Origin of the sequence: Pseudoduganella violaceinigra DSM 15887, from assembly GCF_000425385.1 — a bacterium.
In the GTDB taxonomy this organism is placed as follows: Bacteria; Pseudomonadota; Gammaproteobacteria; order Burkholderiales; family Burkholderiaceae_D; genus Rugamonas; species Rugamonas violaceinigra.
The window spans coordinates 100,025-119,780 of the sequence record NZ_KE384358.1; the positions used below are offsets into that span (position 1 = coordinate 100,025).

General features: G+C 65.8%; 21 protein-coding genes. 14 read left to right on the forward strand and 7 right to left on the reverse strand.

Features of this window, described 5'->3' with window-relative positions; genetic code table 11:
* Positions 1–7 precede the first annotated feature (7 nt).
* The 4 genes from kynA (at position 8) to H597_RS0122900 (ending at position 2,719) form a co-directional block, all read left to right on the forward strand.
* Entirely contained in the window at positions 8–847 is an 840-nt protein-coding gene (gene kynA / locus H597_RS0122885; RefSeq protein WP_028104159.1) for a tryptophan 2,3-dioxygenase, read from the forward strand.
* Complete coding sequence (locus H597_RS0122890; RefSeq protein ID WP_028104160.1) at positions 844–1,491, forward strand: ribonuclease T2 family protein; 648 nt, start codon at positions 844–846, stop codon at positions 1,489–1,491. Before kynA ends, H597_RS0122890 begins: the two co-directional genes overlap by 4 nt.
* The gene (locus H597_RS0122895) at positions 1,488–2,036 is read left to right on the forward strand and encodes an RBBP9/YdeN family alpha/beta hydrolase (protein WP_035375033.1); all 549 of its coding nucleotides are present in this window, start codon (positions 1,488–1,490) and stop codon (positions 2,034–2,036) included. The genes H597_RS0122890 and H597_RS0122895 overlap by 4 nt, the downstream gene beginning before the upstream one ends.
* Before the next feature lie 89 nt (positions 2,037–2,125).
* The gene (locus tag H597_RS0122900; protein ID WP_028104162.1) at positions 2,126–2,719 is read left to right on the forward strand and encodes a CHRD domain-containing protein; all 594 of its coding nucleotides are present in this window, start codon (positions 2,126–2,128) and stop codon (positions 2,717–2,719) included.
* On the opposite strand, the gene H597_RS0122905 is transcribed toward H597_RS0122900, so the two are convergent.
* The 7 genes from H597_RS0122905 to htpG form a co-directional block, all read right to left on the reverse strand.
* Positions 2,716–3,159, reverse strand: coding sequence for a carboxymuconolactone decarboxylase family protein (locus H597_RS0122905; protein ID WP_028104163.1), 444 nt, complete (start codon positions 3,157–3,159; stop codon positions 2,716–2,718). The two genes, H597_RS0122900 and H597_RS0122905, sit on opposite strands and share 4 nt — an antisense overlap.
* 113 nt (positions 3,160–3,272) lie before the next feature.
* Positions 3,273–4,304, reverse strand: coding sequence for a diguanylate cyclase domain-containing protein (locus tag H597_RS0122910; protein WP_229632233.1), 1,032 nt, complete (start codon positions 4,302–4,304; stop codon positions 3,273–3,275).
* Positions 4,305–4,337: 33 nt separating this feature from the next.
* Positions 4,338–5,195 carry an RNA polymerase sigma-70 factor gene (locus H597_RS0122915; RefSeq protein WP_028104165.1) on the reverse strand — a complete coding sequence of 286 codons (858 nt, stop codon included), beginning with the start codon at positions 5,193–5,195 and terminating at the stop codon, positions 4,338–4,340.
* Positions 5,192–7,717 (reverse strand): ATP-binding protein, encoded by a 2,526-nt coding sequence (locus H597_RS0122920; RefSeq protein WP_028104166.1) that lies wholly within the window; start codon positions 7,715–7,717, stop codon positions 5,192–5,194. The genes H597_RS0122915 and H597_RS0122920 overlap by 4 nt, the downstream gene beginning before the upstream one ends.
* Before the next feature lie 3 nt (positions 7,718–7,720).
* A complete protein-coding gene (locus H597_RS0122925) occupies positions 7,721–8,728 on the reverse strand; it encodes an ABC transporter substrate-binding protein (RefSeq protein WP_028104167.1) in 1,008 nt (335 codons plus the stop codon).
* Positions 8,721–9,914, reverse strand: coding sequence for an ATP-binding response regulator (locus tag H597_RS32150; RefSeq protein WP_051294041.1), 1,194 nt, complete (start codon positions 9,912–9,914; stop codon positions 8,721–8,723). The genes H597_RS0122925 and H597_RS32150 overlap by 8 nt, the downstream gene beginning before the upstream one ends.
* Before the next feature lie 96 nt (positions 9,915–10,010).
* Entirely contained in the window at positions 10,011–11,891 is a 1,881-nt protein-coding gene (gene htpG, locus H597_RS0122935; RefSeq protein WP_028104168.1) for a molecular chaperone HtpG, read from the reverse strand.
* A 157-nt stretch (positions 11,892–12,048) separates the two neighbouring features.
* Between htpG and H597_RS0122940 the strand changes: the two genes are divergently transcribed.
* The 10 genes from H597_RS0122940 to cpaB all read left to right on the forward strand — a co-directional run bounded on the left by H597_RS0122940 (position 12,049) and on the right by cpaB (position 19,735).
* The gene (locus H597_RS0122940; RefSeq protein ID WP_051294042.1) at positions 12,049–13,710 is read left to right on the forward strand and encodes a sensor histidine kinase; all 1,662 of its coding nucleotides are present in this window, start codon (positions 12,049–12,051) and stop codon (positions 13,708–13,710) included.
* Between the two features lie 7 nt (positions 13,711–13,717).
* Positions 13,718–14,407: a response regulator transcription factor gene (locus H597_RS0122945; protein ID WP_035375035.1), complete on the forward strand. Its 690-nt coding sequence runs from the start codon at positions 13,718–13,720 to the stop codon at positions 14,405–14,407.
* Between the two features lie 248 nt (positions 14,408–14,655).
* On the forward strand, positions 14,656–14,799 hold the full coding sequence (locus H597_RS35095; protein ID WP_154668235.1) for a hypothetical protein: 144 nt from the start codon (positions 14,656–14,658) through the stop codon (positions 14,797–14,799).
* A 68-nt stretch (positions 14,800–14,867) separates the two neighbouring features.
* Entirely contained in the window at positions 14,868–15,041 is a 174-nt protein-coding gene (locus tag H597_RS34350) for a Flp family type IVb pilin (protein WP_083941249.1), read from the forward strand.
* 67 nt (positions 15,042–15,108) lie between these two features.
* Complete coding sequence (locus tag H597_RS34355) at positions 15,109–15,285, forward strand: Flp family type IVb pilin (RefSeq protein ID WP_229632234.1); 177 nt, start codon at positions 15,109–15,111, stop codon at positions 15,283–15,285.
* The gene (locus tag H597_RS32155; protein ID WP_051294043.1) at positions 15,282–16,334 is read left to right on the forward strand and encodes a phosphatase PAP2 family protein; all 1,053 of its coding nucleotides are present in this window, start codon (positions 15,282–15,284) and stop codon (positions 16,332–16,334) included. Before H597_RS34355 ends, H597_RS32155 begins: the two co-directional genes overlap by 4 nt.
* Positions 16,331–16,918, forward strand: coding sequence for an A24 family peptidase (locus tag H597_RS32160; protein WP_035375037.1), 588 nt, complete (start codon positions 16,331–16,333; stop codon positions 16,916–16,918). The genes H597_RS32155 and H597_RS32160 overlap by 4 nt, the downstream gene beginning before the upstream one ends.
* Positions 16,915–17,532, forward strand: a complete 618-nt coding sequence (locus H597_RS0122975) for a methyltransferase family protein (protein WP_028104171.1) — start codon at positions 16,915–16,917, stop codon at positions 17,530–17,532. Before H597_RS32160 ends, H597_RS0122975 begins: the two co-directional genes overlap by 4 nt.
* A gap of 12 nt (positions 17,533–17,544) precedes the next feature.
* Complete coding sequence (locus H597_RS32165; RefSeq protein ID WP_051294044.1) at positions 17,545–18,861, forward strand: ATP-binding protein; 1,317 nt, start codon at positions 17,545–17,547, stop codon at positions 18,859–18,861.
* A 25-nt stretch (positions 18,862–18,886) separates the two neighbouring features.
* Positions 18,887–19,735, forward strand: a complete 849-nt coding sequence (gene cpaB, locus H597_RS0122985; protein ID WP_028104172.1) for a Flp pilus assembly protein CpaB — start codon at positions 18,887–18,889, stop codon at positions 19,733–19,735.
* Positions 19,736–19,756 lie beyond the last annotated feature (21 nt).

Consider the following 19,756-nt stretch of genomic DNA (forward strand, 5'->3'; position numbering starts at 1 on the left):
GACACCTATGACCGAAGAAAAGAAAGACGCCGCATGGCACGGCGCGCAAATGGACTTCACCAAGTCCATGAGCTATGGCGACTACCTGGGCCTGGAGAAAATCCTGAGCGCCCAGCACCCGCTCTCGCCCAACCACAATGAAATGCTGTTCATCGTGCAGCACCAGACCAGCGAGTTGTGGATGAAGCTCATGCTGCACGAGCTGCACGCCGTGGTCGACCATATCCGCCGCGACGACCTGCCGCCGGCCTTCAAGATGCTGGCCCGCGTGGCGCGCATCATGGACCAGCTGGTGCATGCCTGGGACGTGCTGGCGACCATGACGCCGCCCGAATACACGGCCATCCGGCCTTACCTGGGCGCCTCGTCCGGCTTCCAGTCGCACCAGTACCGCGAGATCGAGTTTATTCTCGGCAACAAGAATCCCAATATGCTGGCGGTGCACCAGCAGACGGCGGAAAACCACGCCCGTCTCGAAACCGCGCTGCGATCGCCGTCCCTGTACGACGAAGCGATCCGCCTGCTGGCGCGCAACGGCCTGGCGATCGATGCCGCCCGCCTGGACAGCGACTGGACCCAGCCGACCGTGGCCAACGAATCGGTCAAGCATGCCTGGCTGGAAGTCTACCGCGACACCAGCCGCCACTGGGCGCTGTATGAACTGGCGGAGAAATTGGTGGACATGGAAACCGCCTTCCGCTTCTGGCGCTTCCGCCACGTCACCACGGTGGAGCGCGTGATCGGCTTCAAGACGGGCACCGGCGGCACTGCCGGCGTGTCCTACCTGCGCAAGATGCTGGATGTGGTACTGTTCCCCGAATTGTTCGCTTTGAGGACCGCCCTGTGAAACGCTTGATCGCCGCCTTGCTGGCGGCGGCGTGCGCGCTGCCAGCCCTGGCGCGCGACGACCGCCCCGGCGTCTTCGACTACTACACCATGTCGCTGTCCTGGTCGCCGGAGTTCTGCTCCGGCCGCGGCGGCGCTGACCAGGAGCAATGCGCTACCGGCCGCCAGCTCGGCTTCGTGCTGCATGGCCTGTGGCCGCAGTTCGAGCGCGGCTACCCGGAGAGCTGCGGCCGCAGCAGGATTTCCAACGGCCTGCGCGACCAGTATGCGTCGCTGTATCCCTCGCCCAAGCTGCTGTTCCACGAATGGAACAAGCACGGCTCCTGCTCCGGCCTGGCGCCGCAGGACTACCTGGCCCTGAGCGCCAGGCTGCGCGACAGCCTGAAGATCCCGGCCGCCTATGCCCGCCCGCAGCAGCCGGTGCGCGTCACGCCCGGCGATTTCGAGGCGGCATTCCATAAGGCCAATCCATGGCTGGCCAGGGACTCGGTGCTGCCCGTATGCGGCGCCGGCGGCCGCTTCCTGCGCGAGGCGCGGGTGTGCTTCGCCAAGGACGGCAAATCGCGCAGCTGCTCGCCGGAAGCGATCTCCTATTCGCAAAAGAGCTGCGGCCAGGCGACCTTCCTGATGAAGAACGTGCGATGACGGTATTGACCCTGGCCGGACTGTGGAATTCCGGCCCGCAGCATTGGCAGACCCATTGGGAACAGAAACACGGCTGGACGCGCGCCCCGCACCGCGACTGGGCAAGCCCGGTACGCGCAGAATGGGTGCGCGAGCTGGACGAGGCGATCGCCGCCTGCGCCGAGCCGCCTGTGCTGGCCGCCCACAGCCTGTCCTGCGCCCTGGTGGGCTGGTGGGCCGCGGCCCATCGCGACCATGCGGCGCAGCGCGTGGCCGGCGCCTTCCTGGTGGCGCCCAGCGATGTTGATGCGCCCAGCTATCCGGACTGCACCAGCGGCTTCCAGCCGATGCCGCTGGCGCCCCTGCCATTTCCGTCCATCGTGGTGGCCAGCAGCGACGATCTCTACGTCAGCACCGCGCGCGCCCGGCAGTTTGCGGCGGCCTGGGGCAGCGAACTGCACCTGATGGGAGATGCCGGCCACATCAATGGCGATGCCGGTTACGGCCCATGGCCGGAGGGCGAGGAGTTGCTTCTCGGATTCGTGCGCCGCACGCGGCATGCTTAAGGCGACAATCAGCACGCTGTACTGCGCGCCTGCAAGCTGCAACACGGGGGGAACCGTCAACGCGGGCTCGCGAACTGGAGGAGCCAACGATGAAAACTCATCTGGGCAAAGGGCTGGCTGCGCTGGCCCTGCTGGCCGCTTGCGCCACGGCGCAAGCGGATCCACTTAGTTATAGCGCCACGCTAAGTGGCACGGCGGAAAATCCGCCGAATGCATCGGCCGCCACGGGCCATGTCAGCGTGCTGTTCGATCTCGACCACCACTACTTCACGATCGCGGCAAGTTTCAGCGACCTGGCGGGCGGCAGTGCAGCCGCCCACATCCATTGCTGCACCGCCGTGCCGGGCGAGGGCAATGCCGGCGTCGCCACCATGCTGCCAACCTTCACCGGCTTCCCGGCCGGCGAAACCAGCGGCAGCTATGCCGCCTTCTTCGACACGTCGCAAGCCGCGTTCTGGAACCCGTCCTTCGTCACCAGCCATGGCGGCACCACGGCCGGCGCCGAAGCAGCCCTGGCGGCGGCGCTGGACGCCGGTTCGAGCTACTTCAACATCCACAGCGACGCCTACCCCGGCGGCGAAATCCGCGGCTTCCTGGCGGCGCCGATTCCTGAACCGGCCCAGGCCGCCATGCTGCTGGCCGGCCTGCCCTTGCTGTTATTCCTGCGCAGGAGGAGGGATTAACGGGAAATCGGGTTGCGCGATGCGACGTTCAGCATATTCCAGGAACGGATGACCGCAACCACGAAGCCCAGTTCCGCGATCTCTGCGGCGGAGAAATGCTGCTGGACACGGGCATAGGCCGCGTCGTCGGGATCGCGGACCGGGATGGCGTTGATCAATTCAGCCCATTCCAGCGCCGCGCGCTCACGCTCGGAGAAGAATGGCGCCTCGCGCCAGCCGGCCACCGCATTGACATGGCGCGGGTCGACATCCATTTTCAGCAGGTCCGTGTAGTGCATGTCGATGCAAAAGCCGCAGCCATTGATCTGTGAAATGCGCAGCAACACCAGGTCCACCAGTTTCTTGCCCAGCAGCTCGCGGTTCAGGCCATTCGACAGGGCCAGCAGGTTCTGGAACGATTTCTGGGACAGCTGGAAGTAGTTGTAACGCAGGGTGCTCATGGTGAATCCTTTCGGTCTGATGGTGAAAACCGCACAGTGCGGCCTTCTTATCCATTAGACGGAGCAGCCTGGAAGTTTGTGACAGGCCAGCGCAAATATTTCGGAAAAGCGGGTCATGCAGGGTGGGCCGGGAAGCTGCAGACCCGGTCGCGCCCTCCCCGCTTGGCCGCATACAGTGCGGCATCGGCCCGCTGCAGCAGATCGCCCAGCGACTCGCCCAGCTGGTGTTCGGCCACGCCGGCGCTGATCGACAACGCGATCCCATCGAGCTCGCCGCCCAGCCGCAGGGCGCGCACCTCGCCGCGCAGGCGTTCAGCAAACTGCAGGCTAAGTCTGAGATCGAGCTTGGGCAGGAAGATGGCGAATTCGTCGCCGCCGTTGCGCACCGCGATATCGATGCGGCGCGTGTGGCTGTTCAACAATTCCCCTATGCGCTGCAGCACCGTATCGCCGGCCAGGTGGCCGTGGTTGTCGTTGATGGACTTGAAGCGGTCGACGTCGAACACCAGCAGGCCGAGCCGTTCCGCATGGTCGCGTTCATGCTGCTCCAGCAGCCGGGCGGCGGCATCTTCCATATAGTGGCGCGTGTACAGCCCAGTCACCGCGTCGCGCACCGCCAGCTGGTAGTATTTGGAGCGGTCTTTTTCCAGCGCCGAGTTATCCAGCTGGGCGCGCCGCAGGTCTTCGTAGGCCGAGAGCAGCTTGCGGTGCGCCTGCTCCAGCTCCTGCTGCTGGCGCGCCTCGGTGGTCACGTCTTCGTAAATGGTGACAAAGCCCACCACCCGCCCCGCGTCATCGCTCATCGGGCGGCCCGTCACTTGCAGCACGGTGCCATTGGCGCGCGTGCGCCGGAAGCGGTGCGCGACGAACTGGCGTGCCAGGCCGATACGCTCGCGCACCTGCGCGTCCGGGTCGCCCGGCCCGAATTCGCCACGCCGGGCGTTGAAACGGAACAGGTCCTCCAGGGACACCCCTTCCTGCATCAGGCTGTCGGGGAAGTCCAGGCATTGGCAAAAGCTGTCGTTCCAGAAGCGGAATAGCAGGTCGCGGTCCATGATCGACATGCCGACCGGCAGATATTGCATGGCGCGCAGCAAGTCCGTCAGACCCACCCGCGTGGCGCGCTCGGAAGTTTCGCTCAACATATCCCATTCCTCCGCTGCGCCCTGGCCCGCCGTTTAGTAGGAAATGTGCGCCAACTTGTCCGGGTTGCGCACGACGTAAATGCCGGTGATGCGCTGGCCGTCGCTCAGGAAGCCCTGGGCCGATTCCAGCTTGCCGTCCACAAAACGCAGCAGGCCGGGCTCGCCGTTCACTTGGGCCGCGCGGTACTCGATGGCGCCCAGCTTGTGCATGCCCGCGTACAGGGCGGCGATCTTGTCCGGATCGGTGATCACGATGCCGAAGGACTTGACCTTGCCGCCGCCGTCGCCCACCAGTTCCAGGTCTTCCGCCAACAAGGCGCGCACCGCCGCCTTGTCGCCGCTGGCCGACGCCTCGACAAAGCGCTGCAGCAGCTGGCGGTGGGTCGCCGCCGGGATGTCGAAGCGGGACTGCGGCTTCTGCACCCGTTCGCCGGCCCGGCTCACCATCTGGCGGCAGGCCGCTTCCGACTTGCCCAGCTGGGCGGCCACTTCGTCATAGTCGTAGTCGAACACCTGGCGCAGCAGGAAGGCGGCGCGCTCTTCCGGGCCCAGGCGCTCCAGCATCCACATATAGGCCAGCGACAGGTCGCTGGCACGTTCGGCCTGCACTTCCGGCGTCTCTTCGTCGACCGCCACCAGCGGCTCGGGCAGCCACAGCCCCTCGTAGGCCTCGCGCTCGGCGATGGCGGCGCGCAGGCGGTCGATCGAGAGCCGGGTGGTCACGGTCACCAGCCAGGCTTCGGCCGATTGCAGGCCGCGCGTATCGGCGCCCTGCCAGCGCAGCCAGGCGTCCTGCACCACGTCTTCGGCATCGGCGCGCACGCCGAGCATGCGGTACGAGAGGGCAAACAAGCGCGGTCGCAGCGCATCAAACACGGTTGGATCATTCATGAGGCAGGACTATACCCGACCTTATGCACTTTCAGCAGCACCTCGCGCAGTTCGCGCACGCGCGGCGGCTTGCTCAATACTTCGTCCACGCTGGCGGGCTTGGCGTCGATATCGCCTTCCGGGATCAGGCGCTGGCCCCAGCCGGTGACCAGGATCACCGGCGTCGCGGGCGACAGCTCCTTGATGCTGCCGGCCACCTTGCGCCCGTCGACGTGCGGCATGCCAAGATCGCTGAACACGGCATCGAAAGGCTGGCTCGAGGCCTGCGATGCGCGGAACTGCTCGATGCCGGCGGCGCCGCCGTTGGCCGCCACCACCGTATGCCCGTCGCGCTGCAGGATGGTGGTCATGGAGGCCAGCACGGCCGGGTCGTCGTCGATCACCAGCAGGCGCATGGGTTCGGCCACCGCCACCGAGGTGGCCTGGGCTTCCAGCGGCGGGATGGCCGGATGCGCCGGCGGCAGCGGGAAGGCCAGCGAGATCGTGGTGCCCTGCCCGATCATCGATTCCACCTGCACCACCGCGCTGTGGCGTTCGGCCATCGAATTGACGGTGGCCAGGCCCAGGCCGCTGCCCCGCTCGCCCTTGGTGGTGAAGAAGGGGTCCAGGCAGTGGCGGCGCGTCGATTCGTCCATGCCGACGCCGCTGTCGACCACGTCGACAATCGCGTGCTCGCCGGTGCTGCGCGTACGCACCGTCAGCGCGCCCCCTTCGGGCATGGCGTCGACCGCATTGAACACCAGGTTGGTCAGGGCCTCGCGGATTTCGCTCTCGGCCCCCATCACGGCGGGCAGGCCGGGCGCCAGCTCCAGCTTCATCGAGATCACCACGCCGCGCTGCTGCGGCATATCGCTCCAGCGCGCCCGCGTCAGGTCGACCACCTGCTGCGCCAGTACGTTCAGGCTGACGCTGGCCAGCTCCATCTGCGGTTCGCGGCGGCGGTACAGTTCGCGCATGCGCGCCACGGTGGCGGCGACATCGTCGATGGCCCGTGCAATCACCTGCAGGTGGCCGCGCCCGCTGGCGCTCAGGCCGGTCTCCGTTTCCAGCAGGGTTTCGGTGTACAGGGCCACCGGCGAAATGGCGTTGTTGATATCGTGCGCGATGCCGCTGGCCATCTGGCCCAGGGCGCGCAGGCGCTCCTCGCGCGTGACCGACTGCTGCGTCTCATGCAGGGTGTGGTAGGCCTGCTGCAGGGCGCCGTACAACTGCGCCTGGCGCGCCGCCAGCGCCGCGTGTTCGCTCAGCTGGCGCAGGAATTCGCACTCGCCGCTGGCGAAGGCGTTCGGAATGATGCGCGCCACCGCCAGCACGCCGAACACCACGCTCTCGGCCTGAAGGGGCGCCAGCACCAGGGAGCACAGGCCGCCGCGCGCCAGCCGGTGCGGGAAGGGATACTCACTGCCGCTGATATCGGGCTCGTACACCAGCTGGCCCTTCACGCAGCGCGACAGGCCGTTGGTGTCGATCGATACCTGGGCGCCTTCCTTGAGCGCCGCCTCGCCGGGCAGCAGGGCGTTGCCCAGGCCCACGCAGCTCGCCTCCAGCACGCCTTCCTGCAGCAGGAAGACGCAGGCGAAATCCACCGGCAGCTGGTCCTCCAGGTTGCGCACCAGCACCTGCAGGATGCTGCGCAAGTCCTGCCGCTCGCCGATCGAGCGCGTCATCTGGTGCAGCAGGCTGAGACGCCCCAATTGGGCCTGCACCTTCAATTCGGCGCCCTGGCGCACTTCCATCTCGTCGTGCAGGGCGGCGTTGGCGTGCACCAGTTCATCGCGCGACACCGTGGTCGCGCGCAGGCGTTCGGTCATGGCGTCGAAGGCGCGCGCCAGGTCGCCCACCTCGTCGGCCGCCGCCATATTCATCCGAAAGTCCAGCTTGCCGGAGCCGACCAGTTCAACGCCGCGGCGCAGCCGCTCCAGCGGGTGGGCCACGCTGCGGATGGTCATGGACAGCGCGCCCAGCACGGTCAGTGCCAGCAGCAGGCCCAGCGCCGCTGCCACGATCGAGGCGTTCTGCTGCGCCTGCAGCACGCCCTGACGGCTGCGCCGCGCCAGGTCCTCGGCATCGCGGATCATGTCCTGGGTGCGCGCCATCAACTGGCCGAACAGGCGCGCTTCCAGCAAGTGCAGCACCTCGGCCCGTTCCGGCGTCGACTGCAATTCGCGGCGCACCAGCAGCAGCTCGGAGAAGTGATTGGCCAGCAGCGGCAAGCTCTCCTGCAGATCGTGCAGCAGGCGCTCCTCGTCGGGGTCCTTGAACAAATCGTCGCGCAGCAGCAAGCTTTGCAACGAATCCTTGCGCAGCTTCCATTGCACGTGCGAGCGCCGTTCCTGGGTTTGCGCATATTCGAGCGACAGGTAGCGCAAGGCCACCACGCCTGCCGCGATATCGCCGGCGCGTTCGTTGCGCTGCAGCTCCTGCCGGACCTGGCGCGTGGCGCCCAGCATCAGCAGCACCGCCAGCGCGACCCCGGCCACGCACAGCCACTGGGCCCACTTCAGACGGGTAATGATCTTCATGGCTCAGTGGATGACGGTGACGGCGGTCGGCCGCACTTCACCCAGGCCCTCCAGGTACATATTGTCGAGGAAATTCGGCACCTCGCGCGAACTGGCCAGGCGGTTGCGGATGGCCCAGCGCGCCCGGTCCTCGAAGGCCAGCAGCAGGGACTGGTCCAGCTCCAGGCCGAAGTGGTAGGTCGGCCAGGCTGCCAGCACCTCGTCCCGGTTCAGCTTGGCCGTCGCCGGCAGCAGCGGCTGCGCCTCCTGCGGCGAGCTTTCGCACCAGGCCGAGCCTTGTTCGACCGCCGCCAGCAGGCGCGGGATGACGGCCGCATGCTTGCCGGTAAAGCCCTGCAGCGACACCAGGTTGTAAATGCTTTCGTAGGCCTGCTCGCCGGAGAAGCTCACCGCCGTATCGCCCAGCGCGCGGCGCATCGCCCCGAGGAAGGGCTCCCAGCCGGCCACCGCGTCGACCTCGCCGCGCTGCAGCGCCTGGCCCAGCTCTTCCGGCTTGTAATTGACCATGGTGACCTCGCTGCCATCCATGCGCTGCCAGTTCAGGAAGACGTCGAGCGTGAACTGGCCCGAGGTGCCCTGGGTGACGCCGATGCGCTTGCCCTTCAGGCTGGCCGGCGACAGGACGCCGTGATCGCGCCGGCCGATGATGCCGTGGTCCTTGGCGGTGCGGAAGAAGGTCGCCAGCACCTTGACCGGGACGCCGTCCATGGCCGCGAACACGATGGGAATGTCGGCCACCGTCCCCACGTCGGCCCGGCCGTCGATCACGGCCTGCATGGAGGCCTTGCCGCTGGAGAAGGGCAAGACCTTGACCTGCAAGCCCTGCGCGGCGAAGAAGCCGCGCTGCTGCGCCGCCACCACCGCACAGGTGCCGACATATTCGGTATTGGCGGCAATCACCAGCGGCTGGGCGGGCGGGGCCGGGGCACGCTGTTGGCGCCACAGCCAGGCCACGCCGGCGGCCAGCAAGAAGAACAGCACGGCAAGCACCTGCATGGTTCGGTTACGCATGTTGCACCTGTTGGGTGGTTTCCGGCGCGAGCGGCAGTTCCACCCAGAAGGTGCTGCCCTCGCCCGGCTGGCTCTCGACGCCGATGGCGCCCTGCATCGCCTCGACCACGCGCCGGGTGAGGGCAAGGCCAAGGCCGCTGCCCTCCTCCTCTTCGTCGCGCCCCAGGCGGTGGAAGGGCTGGAAAATATGCTGCACCTGGTCCGGCTCCAGCCCCGGCCCGGTATCGCTGACGGCAATGCGCAGGCGGGGACCGTCCACGGTGCAGGCCAGGTCAACCCGGCCCTGTTCGTGGTTGTACTTGATGGCGTTGGATAAGAGATTGATCAGCACCTGCACCAGGCGCGTGCGGTCGGCGCGCAGGCGCTGCGGCGGCACCACGCCGAAGCCCAGGGTGATATCGCGCTTGGCCGCCAGCGGGGTCACCATCATGCGGCACTCCTGCAGCACGGTGGGCAGGTCGACCGCCTCCATCGCCAGCGGCACCTTGCCCGCTTCGATGCGCGCCAGGTCGAGGATTTCATTGACCAGCTTGAGCAGGTGCTGGCCGGATTGCACGATATTGCGCGCGAAGCGCTGCTTTTCCAGCTGGGTGGCCGGCAGCTTGTCGGCCGCCAGGATCTGCGCGAAGCCGAGGATGCCGTTCAGCGGCGTGCGCAGCTCATGGCTCATATTGGAGAGGAAGCGCGACTTTTCCGCGTTGGCGTGTTCGGCCTCGGTCCGCGCCTGTTCCAGCCGATAGTTGGCTTCGGCCAGTTCCATCACATTCTGGCGCACCTGGCGTTCCAGCTCGGCATTGGCCAGGCGCAGGGCGCGCGTGGCCTGGGCCCGCGCCAGCACCGGCAGCAGCGAGGAGGCTTTGAAAGGCTTGACGATGTAGTCGAGGGCGCCGCCCTGCATGGCGCGCACGGCGGTGGCGACGCTGCCCTCGCCGGTCATGATGATGCAGGCCAGTTCCGGGTCGTACTGCAAGGCTTCCCGCACCAGGCCGATGCCGTCCAGCCCCGGCATATTCAAGTCCGACAGCATCAGGTCGAACGACTGGCTGCGCAGCAGTTCCAGCGCCGCCTCGGCGCTTTCGCACCCCTCGGCATCAAACTGGTACTGGCGCAGCACATCGCACAGCGCGACGGTATGGGCGCTCTGGTCGTCAACGATGAGAATGCGCTGCTTGCGGACTTCCGTCATGCAATCCTCGACGAAGCGGGTTTGCCTTGATTATGACCCTTGACAAGCTGCTAAAGTCTCACCAAATCTAACGCAGGACGCCCATCCTGCAAGTCTTTATTTCGCCAGCAACATCTCGTTCATGCGCTTGACGAAGGACGCCGGGTCGGCCAGGGTGCCGCCTTCAGCCAGCAAGGCCTGGTCGAACAGGAGGTGGGCCCAGTCCTTGAACGCCGCGCCCGCCGCGTCCTCATACTTCAGGCGCGTCACCAGCGGGTGCTGCGGGTTGATTTCCAGGATAGGCTTGGATTCCGGCGCGGCCTGGCCGGCGGCTTTCAGCATGCGCAGCAGGTTGCCCGACAGTTCGTGCTCGTCGGCCACCAGGCAGGCCGGCGAATCGGTCAGGCGGAAGGTGACGCGCACCTCCTTGGCCTTGTCGGCCAGCGCTTCGCTCATCTTGCCGACCAGTTCCTGGTACTGGGTCTCGGTCTCGGCGTGTTCCTTCTTCTCCGCCTCGTCCTCCAGGGTGCCCAGGTCCAGGCCGCCCTTGGCCACCGAATGCAGCTCCTTGCCGTCGAAATCGTTCAGGAAGGACAGCATCCATTCATCGACGCGGTCGGTCAGCAGCAGCACTTCCACGCCCTTCTTGCGGAAGATTTCCAGGTGCGGCGAGTTTTTCGCGGCGGCGAAGCTGTCGGCGGTGACGTAGTAGATCTTGTCCTGGCCTTCCTTCATGCGGGCCACGTAGGCTTCCAGCGCCACGTCCTGCACTTCGCTGTCCTTGTGCGTCGAGGCAAAGCGCAGCAGCTTGGCCAGGCGCTCCTTGTTGGCAAAGTCCTCGCCGATGCCCTCTTTCAACACCTGGCCGAATTCGGTCCAGAAGGCGGCGTACTTGTCCTTCTTTTCCTGCTCGTCGGCGTTGGCCAGCTCTTCCAGCATGCCCAGCACGCGCTTGGTCGAGCCCTCGCGGATGGCTTTCACATCGCGCGACTCCTGCAGGATCTCGCGCGACACGTTCAGCGGCAGGTCGGCCGAGTCGATCACTCCCTTGACGAAGCGCAAGTAGGTCGGCATCAGCTGCTCGGCGTCGTCCATGATGAAGACGCGTTTGACGTACAGCTTGATGCCGCCGCGCTTGTTGCGGTCCCACAGGTCGAACGGGGCCTTGGCCGGGATGTACAGCAGCTGGGTGTATTCGCTGCGGCCCTCGACCCGGTTGTGGGTGTGGGTCAGGGGTGCGCCGAAGTCGTGCGAGACGTGCTTATAGAACTCTTCGTACTGCTCTTGCGTGACCTCGCTCTTGTTGCGGGCCCACAGGGCGCTGGCCTGGTTGATGGTTTCCAGCTCGTCCGAGCCTTCCTTCTTCATCTGGATCGGCAGCGAGATATGGTCGGAATACTTGCGGATGATGGATTTCAGCTTCCAGTCGTTGAGCAGCTCGTCCTCGCCTTCGCGCAGGTGCAGGATGATGTCGGTGCCGCGCGCAGCCTTCTCGATCGGCTCGATCGAGTAGTCGCCCTCGCCGGCCGATTCCCAGCGGATACCCTGCGCGGCGTCCAGGCCGGCGCGGCGCGATTCGACGGTGATCTTGTCCGCCACGATGAAGCCGGAGTAGAAGCCGACGCCGAACTGGCCGATCAGGGCCGCGTCCTTCTGCTGGTCGCCGGACAGCTTGCCGAAGAATTCCTTGGTGCCCGACTTGGCGATGGTGCCGAGGTGGGAAATCGCCTCGTCGCGGCTCATGCCGATGCCGTTGTCGGAAATGGTGATGGTGCGCGCGTCCTTGTCGAACGCCACGCGGATGTGCAATTCATGGTCGTTGCCGTACAGGGCGTCGTTGTTGATCGCTTCAAAGCGCAGCTTGTCGGCGGCATCGGACGCATTCGAGACCAGCTCGCGCAGGAAAATTTCCTTGTTGGAATACAGCGAGTGGATCATCAGCTGCAGCAACTGTTTCACTTCCGCCTGGAAGCCCATGGTTTGTTTGTTTTCTGCCATTTCTACCTCAATAGTCTTATACGGAACTGCGGAATCGCCCACATGGGGACGCCACGCGCCGATTTCAAGTCCCGTCAACGTTTCGAAAATACAACCTTGTGATGGACAATGCCAGGTGCTTCTCTTAGCATGGTAACAACAACGCGTCGGAGACACTGTGATCAACGAAGGCCTGCTGAACGCGACTTTGCCGAAGGATACTTCGGACGCTTCCATGGTGCGCTGGATGCGCCTGGTGCTGGCCGTGGCCTGCCTGTTCACCCTGCTGGTCGAGCCATTCGGCCGCGCCGACCCCTTGTCGCTGGGCGTCTTCCTGGCCTACCTGCTGCAAAGCATCACGCTGCTGATGCTGGCCAGCCGCGCCATCTTCGTGCGCAACAAGCTGGTGTACTGGCTCGACGTGGGCTGGTTCACCCTGATGGTCTATGTCTCGGGCGGCAATTCCAGCTTTTATTTCCTGCTGTTTTTCTTTGCCATCCTGACCGCCTCCTTCAGCCACGGCTTCGAGGAAGGCGCCCGCATCACCATGGTGGCCTCGCTGGCCTTCGCCCTGACTTCCCTGTACACCCAGAACCAGGCCGAAATCGCCCTGCTGCTGCTGCGCGCCACCTTCCTGCTGGCCCTGGGCTATATGATCGCCCACTGGGGCGGCATGGCCACGATCCAGCGCCAGCGCATGGCCCTGCTGCATGCGGTAAGCCAGATGTCCAATCCGCGCTTCGGCGTGGACCGCACCATCAGCTCGGTGCTCGAACAGACGCGCCTGTTCTACCACGCCCACAGCTGCATCCTGCTGATGCACGATAACGGCGCTTCCAGCTGGACACTGCGCGCCGCCAGTTCGGCCAATGCGGGCCGGCCGATCCATGCCAGCAACCTGGCGCCGGAGGCCGCCGCCCCGCTGCTGGTGTGCGGCGAGGACGCCATCTTGCTGCTGCGCCAGCCGCGCAGGGCCTGGCTGCGCCGCGTGCTGCAGATCAAGCGCTACGACAGCGCCAGCCAGCGCTGGGTGCCCGAGGATGCCGAGGCGGGGGAAACCCTGGCCGAACTGCTCGACGGCTTTTCCCTGATCGCGGTGCCGTTGCCGCTGCGGCGCGGCTCGGGGCGCCTGATCGTGGTCTCGCAGCGCCACGCCTTCAGCAAATCCGATGCCCTGTTCCTGCTGCAGATTGCGGCCCAGGCCTTCCCCGTGATTGAGAATATCGAATTGCTCGACCGCATGGCCTCGGAGGCGGTCTTGCGCGAGCGCGAGCGTATCGCCCGCGACTTGCATGACACTACGATTCAGCCCTATATCGGCCTGCGCCACGGCGTCTCGGGCATCCGCCTGAAAGCCGATCCCGGCAATCCGCTGGTGCCCGACCTGGACAACTTGCTCGACGTCACCTCCCAGGTGGTGCGCGACTTGCGCAACTACGCCAAGAGCCTGCGCGGCGGCCTGGAAATGAAGGAGCCGGAGCTGCTGATCGCACTGCGGCGCCAGGCGGCCCAGGTGCGCCAGTTCTACGATGTGCACATCAATGTGGACACCAAGGGCGAGCTGCATATGAGCGACCGCCTGGCGGCCGAGGTGTTCCAGATCGTCAATGAAGGCATGAGCAATATCTGCAAGCATACGACGGCGCGCAACGGCTATATCGAGCTGGCCTGCACCGCCGGCCAGCTCACGGTGCGGATCGAGAATGAATGTTCAGGCCAGCCGGTGCTAGACTTTACACCGAGCTCAATTGCCGAACGGGCCGCCGCGCTGGGCGGCGAAGCGCGCGTGCAGCGCGGCCGTCAGAACAACACGGCCGTACAGATCGTGATCCCGGTGTGAGGTGTCTATGGGGCAGGCAGACAAACGAATCCGCATCATGCTGGTCGACGACCACAAGACCCTGTTGTGGGGCCTGGGCAAGCTGATCGAAAGCGAAGCGATCCATATGATCGTGGTGGGCACGGCGCGCGACTGCGACAGCGCCCTGGCCATGGCCGCCGAAGTGCTGCCCGACGTGATCCTGCTGGACATCGACCTGGGCGGCACCTGCTCGCTCGACATCCTGCCGCGCCTGCTGACCGGCTGCGACGGCGCCAAGGTCCTGGTGCTGTCGGGCACGCGCGACCGCGAGCTGCTGGACCGCGCCGTGATGCTGGGCGCGCGCGGCGTGGTCAGCAAGGACGAGCCCGCCGATACCGTCTTGAAAGCCATCGAAAAAGTGCACGGCGGCGAGCTCTGGCTCGACGGCGTCATGCTGATGCGCGTGTTCGAAGCCATGCGCAACCCGCAGGGCAACCGGCGCCAAGACCCCGAACTGGACAAGATCGCCCAGCTGACCGCCAAGGAAAGGCGCATCTGCAGCCTGATTGCAACAGGCGGCGGTGCCGTGAACAAGGCGTTGGCGCAACAGCTGTTTATTTCGGAACACACTTTGCGCAACCATCTGACGGCCATCTACCACAAGCTGGGCGTGTCGAACCGCCTGGACCTGTACGTCTTCGCCACCAAGCACAGGCTCGATCAAGCCGACCTGTAGCGCCATCCCTGCCGCTTGCCCACTACCGGCAGTGGCGTCAAAAATATTTCCATCTACACACGTTCATTGAACCGTGACAAATGTCACGCTTCCTCACCCAAAAAGAGGAGTTCTGTCCCAGCAAGAAAAGGACAGAACGTTGATGGAAGTCAAAACGCATACGCCTAAAGTGAACACATCAGCACGGCAGACATGTCGGCTGAGACTAGAACCAGGCAAGGCCAACACAACCATGTCCGGAGTACAGAATGCGTGACCGATTCCTGCCGCCACAATTCGCAAGCTTCATCGCCGAAGAGGATGGCCGGGCGTTTTACGAATATGTGCTTGTAGCCTCACTGACAGTTGTCGTCGGCATCATTGTGCTTCTAGCGCTTGGAAAAGGCAGGTGAAGCGGGCTTGTTCCGTGAAGCTGCAAACACTTTGGTGCAGTTAATTACACATCCTGAAAGGAATCATCATGAAAGCCATCCAAAAATTCATCCGCGACGAAGACGGCGTGACTGCAATCGAATACGGCCTGATCGCCGCCCTGATCGCCGTGGTGATCATCGCCGCCGTCAAACTGATCGGTACCCAGCTGGACAAAACCTTCGACAAGATCGGCACGGCCCTGACCACCGCCAACGGCTAATGCTTGTCCCTGCGTCCGGCGAGGCGATCCCCCTGCCTCCCGGACGAATTTTTTCAGGAGGTCGATCGTGTTCCACAAACTCCTACGCTTCCTCCACAACGACTCCGGCGTCTCGGCGATCGAGTACGCGTTACTCGGGGGACTGATCGCAGTCGTCATCGTTGTCAGTGTCAGCACGGCCGGCACCCGTCTGCTGGCCCTGTTCACCTTCGTCAAATCCCAAGTCTTACTGGCCACATCATGAGCGCTGTCCTGATCCAACGCATCGCGACCCGCCCCAGCCTGCCCCGCGCCCTGCTGCGCGAACACGGCCTGCTGCTGGCCATCGTCGGCCTGGAACTGGCTGCCGCCCTCGCGCTCTGCGCGGCCTACCCGGACAAATACCGCCACAATCTGCAACTGGAAGGCTATCTCGCCACCCTGGCGATGGGCCTGGTGTTCGCCCTGTGCGGCTACTGCATCTACGTCATGCTGTGCCAACGCCCCGACCACCTGGTGCGCTACCTGAAGGAACACCTGGCGGCCTACCTGACCCGCGAGCGCCTGCTGTTTGCCGCCCCGGTGCTGGGCCTGATGCCGCTGTTCGCCGCCAGCTTCACCGTGCTGAAGGCTGCCGTGCCCATGGTCCAGCCCTATGCCTGGGATGCCCGCCTGGCCGCCGCCGACGCCTGGCTGCACGGCGGCGCCCAGCCGTGGGAAGTGCTGCAGCCGCTGCTCGGCCATCCGCTCGTGACCGCCATCCTCAATTTCAATTACCACCTGTGGTTCTTCCTGGTCCTGGCCAGCGTGTACTGGCTGGCCTTCAACCTGGAGCGGCGCCAGCTGCGCATGCAGTTCATGCTGAGTTTCGTGCTCAGCTGGATTCTGCTGGGCAATGTGATGGCCATGCTGTTTTCATCAGTCGGCCCGTGCTACTACGGCTTCATGGTGCAGGGCGCCGACCCGTTCGCCGGCCTGATGCATTACCTGCGCGGCGCCAACGACAGCATCCCGGTCATGGCCCTGCAAGTGCAGGACACCCTGTGGCAGGACTATACGGCGCACAAGGGCAGCAACGCCCTCAGCATTTCCGCCATGCCCAGCATGCATGTGGCCAGCTCCGTGCTGCTGGCCCTGCTCGGCTGGCGCCTGCACCGCCTGGCCGGCATCGCCCTGACCGTGTTTGCCGTGCTCATTCAGCTGGGCTCAGTCCACCTGGGCTGGCACTACGCCCTCGACGGCTATGCCGGCGCCATCGGCGCCTATCTGATCTGGACCCTGTGCGGCAAGCTGCTGGCCAGGAGCGCGCCATGAGTGTCGATCCCCGCGCCCTGCTGCCCGCCGCGCTGCTGGCCTGCCTGCTGGCAGCGGCCGTGGCCACCGATGTGCGCAGCCGCCGCATCCCCAACCGCCTGGTGCTGGCCGGCATGCTGGCCGGCCTGGCGCTGCAGGGCCTGGTGACCCCGGGCGCCGGCCTGTTCAGCGAACCGTTCGGCGCGCTGGGCCTGCTCAAGGCCGGCGCCGGCCTGGCGCTCGGCCTGGCGCTGCTGCTGCCCATGTACGCCCTGGGCGCCATGGGCGCCGGCGACGCCAAGCTGCTAGCCATGGTCGGCACCTTCCTCGGCCCGCTCGACATCCTGGGCGCCGGGCTGGCCAGCATCGTCGCCGGCGGCCTGCTGTCCCTGGGCGTCGCGCTGTACCAGGGCAGCCTGCGCAAGGTGAGCGGCAATGTCCGGCAGATGGTGCTGGGCAGCGTGCTGCGCGGCATGTCCGGCGGCAGCGCCCGCATCGACGCCCCGCTGGCGGCCACCGGCCAACTGCCCTATGCCGTGGCGATTGCCTGCGGCACCGTGAGCTACCTGTTACTGACCCGCTACTTTGGCTGGAGCCTGCTATGAATGCCCGACCCATCCTCGCCTCGCGCCCCGTCGGCCTGCTGGCCACCACGGCCCTGGTCGCCACCTGGCTGCTGTTCTCGGTCGCCCATGCGCGCGCCTTCAGCGCCAGCGGCGACTGGACCTACCTGCTGTTCGTGGCCTCGGAAACCCTGGTGGCGGCGCTCTTCATGCTGCGCTCGGAACCGGCCGCCGTCTCGCATTCGCCGCTCGACTGGCTGTTGGCCATCACCTCCACCGGCGCCCCCTTCTTCTTCGCCCCCAGCGGCGAAGGCCTGCTGCCGGCCGCGCGCGTCCTGATCGTGCTAGGCGTGCTGCTGCAAATCGGCGGCCTGCTCTCGCTCAACCGCAGTTTCGGCCTGGTGGCCGCCAAGCGCCAGATCAAGACGTCCGGCCTGTACCGCTGGATCCGCCATCCGCTGTACGCCAGCTACCTGCTCAGCTACACCGGCTACGTGCTGTCGAATACCAGTACCGGCAATGTCGCCACCTGCCTGGTCGCCTCCCTGCTGCTGCTGGCCAGGCTGCAGCGCGAGGAACGCTTCCTGTCGCGCGATAGCGAGTATGCCCTGTATATGCGCCGCGTGAAATATCGCGTCCTGCCAATGGTGTTTTAAGAGAGGTTCGCCATGCCCGCCGACTTTGAAGAACCAAGCAAGCGCTCCTGGGCCGACGACCCGCTGCGCGTCCCCGCTCCGCGCACGGTGGAGGAAACCGGGCTGCCCTTCCTGCTGCTGGTGGAACTGGCCAGCAAGGTGCTGTACCAGCGCGGGCAGATCAAGCTCAACGAGCTGGCCGGCCACCTCAAGCTGCCGCCCTCGGTGCTCGATCCGGTGCTGGCCTTCATGCGCACCGAGAAGCTGGCCGAGATGCAGCGCCGCGGCAGCAGCAATACCGACGCCGACATCGTCTACAACCTGAGCGACACGGGCCGCGCCCGCGGCGCCGAATTCGTCCGGCGCGACGCCTATGCCGGCGCCGCCCCGGTCACCTTTAGCGACTATGCCGAACGCGTGCGCGCCCATAGCGTGGCGCAGATGCGCGTCAAGCGCGAACATATCCGCAAGACGTTCGACGGCATCGTCGCCAGCCCCGCAGTGCTTGACCAGTTGGGCGCGGCCATGAATAGTGGCCGCGCCATTTTTATCCATGGTCCAGCCGGCAGCGGCAAGACTTACCTGGCCGAGCGCCTGAACGGCCTGCTGCAGGGACAGATCGCCGTGCCGCACGCCCTGCTGGTCGACGGCGACATCATTCCCGTCTTCGACCCGGTGGTGCACAGCGCCATCGAGGACAGCGCCCCACCGGGCATGCTGTTCGACCGCCGCACGCCGCGCGACCAGCGCTGGGTGCGCTGCCAGCGCCCCGCCGTCATCACCGGCGGCGAACTGACCCTGGAAGCGCTCGATCTGCGCTTCGACCCGGCCAGCCGCCTGTACCAGGCGCCGCCGCACCTGAAGGCCAACGGCGGCATCTTCATCATCGACGACCTGGGCCGCCAACGCTGCTCGCCGGTGGAGCTGATGAACCGCTGGATCGTGCCGATGGACCGCCAGGTCGACTACCTGTCGCTGCAGAACGGCTACAAGTTCCCGGTGCCGTTCGACGTGGTGGTGATCTTCTCCTCCAACCTGCCGCCCGAATCGCTGGCCGACGGCTCCTTCCTGCGCCGCCTGGGCTACAAGATCCATGTCGGCGCGATGCAGCCGGAGCAGTACGAAACCGTGTTCCGCCAGGTCTGCCAGCGCTTCTCGGTGCCCTTCGAGGCCGAGAGCTTCGCCTGGCTGATGCGCCACCACCAGCTGCATGAGCGGCCGCTGATGGCCTGCTACCCGCGCGACCTGGTGTCGCAATTGCGCGACCTGGCCGCTTATGAAGGACGTCTGCCCAGCCTCGATATCGCGTCGCTGGAATGGGCCTGGAATAACTATTTTGCCGCTGTCTGAACCGTAGCACACCAAGGGGATAATCATGAGGAACACACGTGCAATGATCATGATGGTGGTTGCCATCGCCCTGGCCTTCGTGGCCGTTGTGGTGGCGGCGCGCTGGATCAACGCCCAGGCCAGCGGCAACACCGCCAAAGTGGCCGTGGCCCAGGTCGACATCAACCTGGGCGCGCGCATCACACCCGACATGGTGCGCCTGGTCGATTGGCCCGCCTCGGTGCAGCCGCCCGGCGCCATCAAGGACGACAAGCTGCTCGAATCGCGCGTCACGCGCACCAGCATCACGCGCGGCGAGGCCATCCTGGAATCGAAGCTGGCGCCGCCCGGCACCCAGGGCGGGCTGTCGGCCGTGGTGGCCGAAGGCAAGCGCGCCATGACGGTGCGGGTCAACGACGTGGTGGGCGTGGCCGGCTTCGCGCTGCCGGGCAATTACGTCGACATCCTGGTCAACACCCAGGAGGAAGGCCAGCGCACCCAGACCAAGGACCCGACCATTTCCAAGATCGTGCTGGAGCGCATCCTGGTGCTGGCCGTGGCGCAGGAATCGTCGCGCGATGAAACCAAGCCGAAGGTGGTCAACGCCGTGACGCTGGAACTGACCCCGGAACAGGTGGAGAAGCTGGACCTGGCGCGCAGCGTCGGCAGCCTGTCGCTGGTGCTGCGCAACCAGGTCGACCCGAACCCTTCGCTGACCACCGGCGCCACCAAGTCCACCCTGCTGGGCGCCCAGAGCGCGCCGGCGCCGGCGGCGAAAGCCGAAGCGGCGCCAGCACCCAAGCCAGTCGCGGTGCGCAAGGTCGCCAATGTACCGCCGCCAGGAGTGAAAGTGGAAATGATCAAGGGCCTCGACCGCAGCAGCCAACAATTCTGATCGCATGACCGAACATACGGA

Coding starts and splice junctions, on each gene's coding strand:
- kynA (WP_028104159.1), top strand. CDS start 8: ATGACCGAAGAAAAGAAAGACGCCGCATGGCACGGCGCGCAAATGGAC.
- H597_RS0122895 (WP_035375033.1), top strand. CDS start 1,488: ATGACGGTATTGACCCTGGCCGGACTGTGGAATTCCGGCCCGCAGCAT.
- H597_RS0122900 (WP_028104162.1), top strand. CDS start 2,126: ATGAAAACTCATCTGGGCAAAGGGCTGGCTGCGCTGGCCCTGCTGGCC.
- H597_RS0122905 (WP_028104163.1), bottom strand. CDS start 3,159: ATGAGCACCCTGCGTTACAACTACTTCCAGCTGTCCCAGAAATCGTTC.
- H597_RS0122910 (WP_229632233.1), bottom strand. CDS start 4,304: ATGTTGAGCGAAACTTCCGAGCGCGCCACGCGGGTGGGTCTGACGGAC.
- H597_RS0122915 (WP_028104165.1), bottom strand. CDS start 5,195: ATGAATGATCCAACCGTGTTTGATGCGCTGCGACCGCGCTTGTTTGCC.
- H597_RS0122920 (WP_028104166.1), bottom strand. CDS start 7,717: ATGAAGATCATTACCCGTCTGAAGTGGGCCCAGTGGCTGTGCGTGGCC.
- H597_RS0122925 (WP_028104167.1), bottom strand. CDS start 8,728: ATGCGTAACCGAACCATGCAGGTGCTTGCCGTGCTGTTCTTCTTGCTG.
- H597_RS32150 (WP_051294041.1), bottom strand. CDS start 9,914: ATGACGGAAGTCCGCAAGCAGCGCATTCTCATCGTTGACGACCAGAGC.
- htpG (WP_028104168.1), bottom strand. CDS start 11,891: ATGGCAGAAAACAAACAAACCATGGGCTTCCAGGCGGAAGTGAAACAG.
- H597_RS0122945 (WP_035375035.1), top strand. CDS start 13,718: ATGGGGCAGGCAGACAAACGAATCCGCATCATGCTGGTCGACGACCAC.
- H597_RS35095 (WP_154668235.1), top strand. CDS start 14,656: ATGCGTGACCGATTCCTGCCGCCACAATTCGCAAGCTTCATCGCCGAA.
- H597_RS34350 (WP_083941249.1), top strand. CDS start 14,868: ATGAAAGCCATCCAAAAATTCATCCGCGACGAAGACGGCGTGACTGCA.
- H597_RS32155 (WP_051294043.1), top strand. CDS start 15,282: ATGAGCGCTGTCCTGATCCAACGCATCGCGACCCGCCCCAGCCTGCCC.
- H597_RS32160 (WP_035375037.1), top strand. CDS start 16,331: ATGAGTGTCGATCCCCGCGCCCTGCTGCCCGCCGCGCTGCTGGCCTGC.
- H597_RS0122975 (WP_028104171.1), top strand. CDS start 16,915: ATGAATGCCCGACCCATCCTCGCCTCGCGCCCCGTCGGCCTGCTGGCC.
- H597_RS32165 (WP_051294044.1), top strand. CDS start 17,545: ATGCCCGCCGACTTTGAAGAACCAAGCAAGCGCTCCTGGGCCGACGAC.
- cpaB (WP_028104172.1), top strand. CDS start 18,887: ATGAGGAACACACGTGCAATGATCATGATGGTGGTTGCCATCGCCCTG.